3 protein-coding genes and 1 pseudogene are annotated in these 3,509 nt (G+C 77.4%); 1 reads left to right on the top strand and 3 read right to left on the bottom strand.

Annotated elements, in window-relative coordinates; translation table 11 throughout:
* Both ABD317_RS34875 and ABD317_RS34870 read right to left on the bottom strand, forming a co-directional pair.
* Positions 1 to 193 (bottom strand): annotated as a pseudogene (locus ABD317_RS34875) (GNAT family N-acetyltransferase); the annotation flags it as partial.
* Between the two features lie 99 nt (positions 194 to 292).
* Positions 293 to 1,075: an SDR family NAD(P)-dependent oxidoreductase gene (locus tag ABD317_RS34870; protein WP_344295624.1), complete on the bottom strand. Its 783-nt coding sequence runs from the start codon at positions 1,073 to 1,075 to the stop codon at positions 293 to 295.
* A gap of 142 nt (positions 1,076 to 1,217) precedes the next feature.
* Here ABD317_RS34870 and ABD317_RS34865 point away from each other — a divergent pair, with 142 nt between their 5' ends.
* Positions 1,218 to 1,805, top strand: a complete 588-nt coding sequence (locus tag ABD317_RS34865; protein WP_344295621.1) for a TetR/AcrR family transcriptional regulator — start codon at positions 1,218 to 1,220, stop codon at positions 1,803 to 1,805.
* 34 nt (positions 1,806 to 1,839) lie between these two features.
* Here ABD317_RS34865 and ABD317_RS34860 read toward each other — a convergent pair.
* On the bottom strand, positions 1,840 to 3,509 hold a 1,670-nt coding region (locus tag ABD317_RS34860; protein ID WP_344295617.1), incomplete at its 5' end, for a LuxR C-terminal-related transcriptional regulator.

Here is a 3,509-nt window from a genome sequence, read left to right as displayed (position 1 = left end):
CGCCGCGGCCGTGGACCGCGAGCCGGTCCTGCCACGGGTTCGGGCTCGCCACCGCCAGCGCGGCGCCGTGGCGCCAGGCCCGTACGCCCGGGCCCAGGCGGTCGCCGCCCTGCCCCTGGGCGGCCCAGACCGGCAGCCGTCCGGCGCCGGCCGCGGCCCGCTCGATGTCGCCGAGTCGTTCGAGTTCTTCCACGCACCGTGCTTACCAGGCGTCCCGGGAGGTCCGCTGTGAGCCGGCACTCATCGGTCCACTCGGTCCGCGGGCCGCGGGCCGCGGGCCGGCCCGCCCGGCTCAGGCGGTCTTGACCGCTCCGCCGTCGATGCGGTGGTCCGCGCCGGTCGTCGAGGCGGCGAGCGGTGCGGCGAGGTAGGTGACGAGGGCGGCGACCTCGTCGGGTTCGACGAGCCGGCCGGTGAGCATGCCCATCGTTGCGGGGAGCCCGGCCAGGAGGTCGGCGTGGGGGATCTCCAGGGAGGCGGCCAGCTGTGCGCCGTAGCCGGTGGGGCTCTCCCACAGCGACGTGCGCACGGGGCCGGGCGAGACGGTGTTCACGCGCACCCCCCGCGGGCCGAACTCGTGGGCGAGCGCCTTGCTGAAGGCGGTGAGCGCGGCCTTGGCCGTCGTGTACGGGACGGGCCCGTCGTGCGGGACGCGGGCGCCGGTCGAGGACACGTTGACGATCGCGCCGCGTGCGGTCAGCAGGGCCGGCAGGGCGGCGCGGGTGACGCGGACGGTGGCGAAGAAGTTGAGGTCGACCACCTCCGCCCACTGCTCGTCGGTCAGGTCGAGGAAGCCGCCGGTCAGGTCGCCCTCGCCGCCGCCGACGTTGTTGACCAGGACGTCGATGCCGCCCAGCTCGGCCACGGCCTGGTCGACCAGGCGCTCGGCGCCGCCGGGGTCGGACAGGTCGACGGCCACCGGGACGGCGCCGGTCGCCGTCAGCTCCGCGGTGGGCTTGCGGGCCGCCGCGACGACGCGGACGCCCTCGGCGGCCAGGGCCCGGACGACGGCCAGCCCGATTCCGCGGCTGGCGCCCGTGACCAGGGCGGTCTTGCCGTTCAGCTGCAGTTCCATGGGATCCTCCGCGCAGATATTGCATCAATGGCGTTGCGGAAAAGCTACAAGATGCGTCATAGATGTTGCAAGTCGAGGAGGAGTTGCCACATGGGCATAACCTGAGGGGGACGACGACCACGGCCGGAAGGACCCGCACCCCATGGCGACGCCCGCCTCCGCGAAGCCGCTGCGCGCCGACACCGAGCGGACGGTACGTACGATCCTCGGAGCCGCCGAGCGGGTGCTGTCCGCGAACCCGGCCGCGACCATGGAGCAGATCGCCGAGGCCGCCGGGGTGGCGCGGACCACCGTCCACCGGCGGTTCGCCTCGCGGGACGCCCTGATCACGGCGCTGGCCGCGTGGGCGACGCGGCAGTTCCGGGAAGCCGTCGAGGCCGCCCGGCCGGAGACCGCCCCGCCGGCCGTCGCGCTCTACCAGGTCACCGCGAACGTGCTGCGCGTGAAGATCGGCTGGCGCTTCGCCATGGGCGCCGCCGCCACCGACGACCCCGAGGTCGCGCGTGTGCACGCCGAGGTGCGGGCCGGGTGCGAGCGGCTGTTCGCCCGCGCCCGGGACGCCGGCCTGCTCCGGCCGGACGCCGACCTGGACTGGGCGCGGCGGGTGTACTACGCCCTCATCTACGAGGCGGCGGCCGAGGCCCCGGCCACCGACGCGGCCGTGGACGCGCTCGCCACCCGCCTCATCGACACGCTGCTGCACGGCTTCGGCAGGCCCGCCGCCCCGTGAGGCCCGCCGGTCCCGCTGCCGGCCCCGCCGCCGGTCACCGCGCGGCGAGCGGGCCCAGGGCCGCGGGGAGTTCGCGGCGGGACGTGACGCCGAGCTTCGGGTATGCCTTGTACAGGTGGTACTCCACCGTCCGCGGCGAGAGGAACAGCCGGGCCGCGATGTCGCGGCTGCTCGTGCCCTCCGCCGCCAGCCGGACGACCTGGAGTTCCTGCGGGGTCAGCCGGTCCGCCGGGTCCGGGGCCGTGGCGCGGGCGGCGGCCTGGACGTCGCCCGCCGCGCGGAGTTCCGCGCGGGCGCGGTCGGCCCAGGGGGCGGCGGGGAGGGCGTCGAAGAGCCGGAGCGCGGTGTGCAGGTGCGTACGGGCCTCGGTGCGGCGGCGTTCGCGGCGCAGGTGCTCGCCGAACAGCAGCTCCGTGCGGGCCTGTTCGAAGGGGCGGCCGGCGGGCTCGGCGTGCAGGCGTACGGCCTCCGCGTACGCCGCCTCCGCGGCCGCCGGCGACGCGGCCAGCAGCGCCTCGTTGCGCAGGGCCACCGCGTGTGCCCAGGGCGGCCCGGCCGCCGCCGCCCGCGCCGCGAAGCGGCGGGCCGGCGCCTCGGCCCGCTCCGGGGCGCCGAGGCGGACCGCCGCCTCCACCTCGTCGGCCGTCGCGAACAGCAGCGCCGCGCTGTAGCGGGCGGCGCCCGCGCGGGCTTCCGCCAGCCGCGTGAGCACGTCCTCGTACCGGCCGAGCCCCAGGTCGAGGAGGGCCAGGGCGGTGATGCCGTAGTTGCCGCCGGCGTTCATGCCGGGGGTCACGAGGGCGCGGACGCGCTCCTCGTCGCCCGCGATCGCGGGGACGCGCGCCAGCAGGTTGTGCAGCCGCCAGATGCGCCGGGTCAGCCCGGTGTCGCGGGCGACGGCGGCGGCTTCGGCCACCGTCCGCTCGGCCTCGCGGTGGTCGCCGGCGTAGAGCTGCTGGCGGGCCAGGAGGTGCAGCAGGTACGGCAGCCGGCCGATGACGCCGTCGCCGCGGGCGTGGTCGATCTCCTCGGTGATCAGGGGCAGTTGCACGCGGTCGGGGAGGAGGGAGGCGGAGGAGATCGCCTGCAGCCGCGTCGGGCTGCCGACCGGTGCCTCGTCGAGCAGTTCGGCGACGAGCGGCAGCCCGCGGGCGTAGTCGTCCGCGGCCATGTGCGCCAGCCCGCGCACGGCGCGGTCCGCCCGCAGCGCTGCGCCGTCCCCGTCGGACCGGCCGTCCCCGTCGGACCGGTCGTCCTCGTGCCGACAGGCCCCGTCCCCGTCGTCCCTGCTCCCGCCGGTCCCCGCGCCCCGCTCCCCGTACAGCTCCAGCAGGTCCACCGCCCGGTGCAGCGCCGCGACGTCCCCGCCGAACCACGCGTACGTCGCCGCCGTCCGCAGCATCTCCCGCCCGCGGGCGGGCGCGTCGGCGGCGTGGTCGATGAGCAGCGCGGCGGCCTCGGCGGCGGCGTCCTCCTCGAAGAGCCAGAACGAGCGCACGTACGCCAGCTCCGCGCGCCGGTCCGCGTCCTGCGTCTGCTTGTACGCCTCCTCCGCCAGCTGCGCCGCCCGCTCCGCGTGCCCCGCCTGCTGCGCGGCCCACGCCCCCGCCGTCAGCCGCCGCACGCGCACCTCCGGTTCCGGGGTGAGCCGGGCGGCCTCGGCGTAGGGCGCGGCGGGGGGGGGGGGGGGGCCGGGGGGGGAAG

The sequence above is a fragment of the Streptomyces synnematoformans genome (genome assembly GCF_039531005.1).
GTDB classification, from domain to species: Bacteria; Actinomycetota; Actinomycetes; order Streptomycetales; family Streptomycetaceae; genus Streptomyces; species Streptomyces synnematoformans.
The sequence above is the reverse complement of the archived record's forward strand: the minus strand, read 5'-3'. Positions and strand labels throughout refer to the sequence as shown.

Coding starts and splice junctions, on each gene's coding strand:
- ABD317_RS34870 (WP_344295624.1), bottom strand. CDS start 1,075: ATGGAACTGCAGCTGAACGGCAAGACCGCCCTGGTCACGGGCGCCAGC.
- ABD317_RS34865 (WP_344295621.1), top strand. CDS start 1,218: ATGGCGACGCCCGCCTCCGCGAAGCCGCTGCGCGCCGACACCGAGCGG.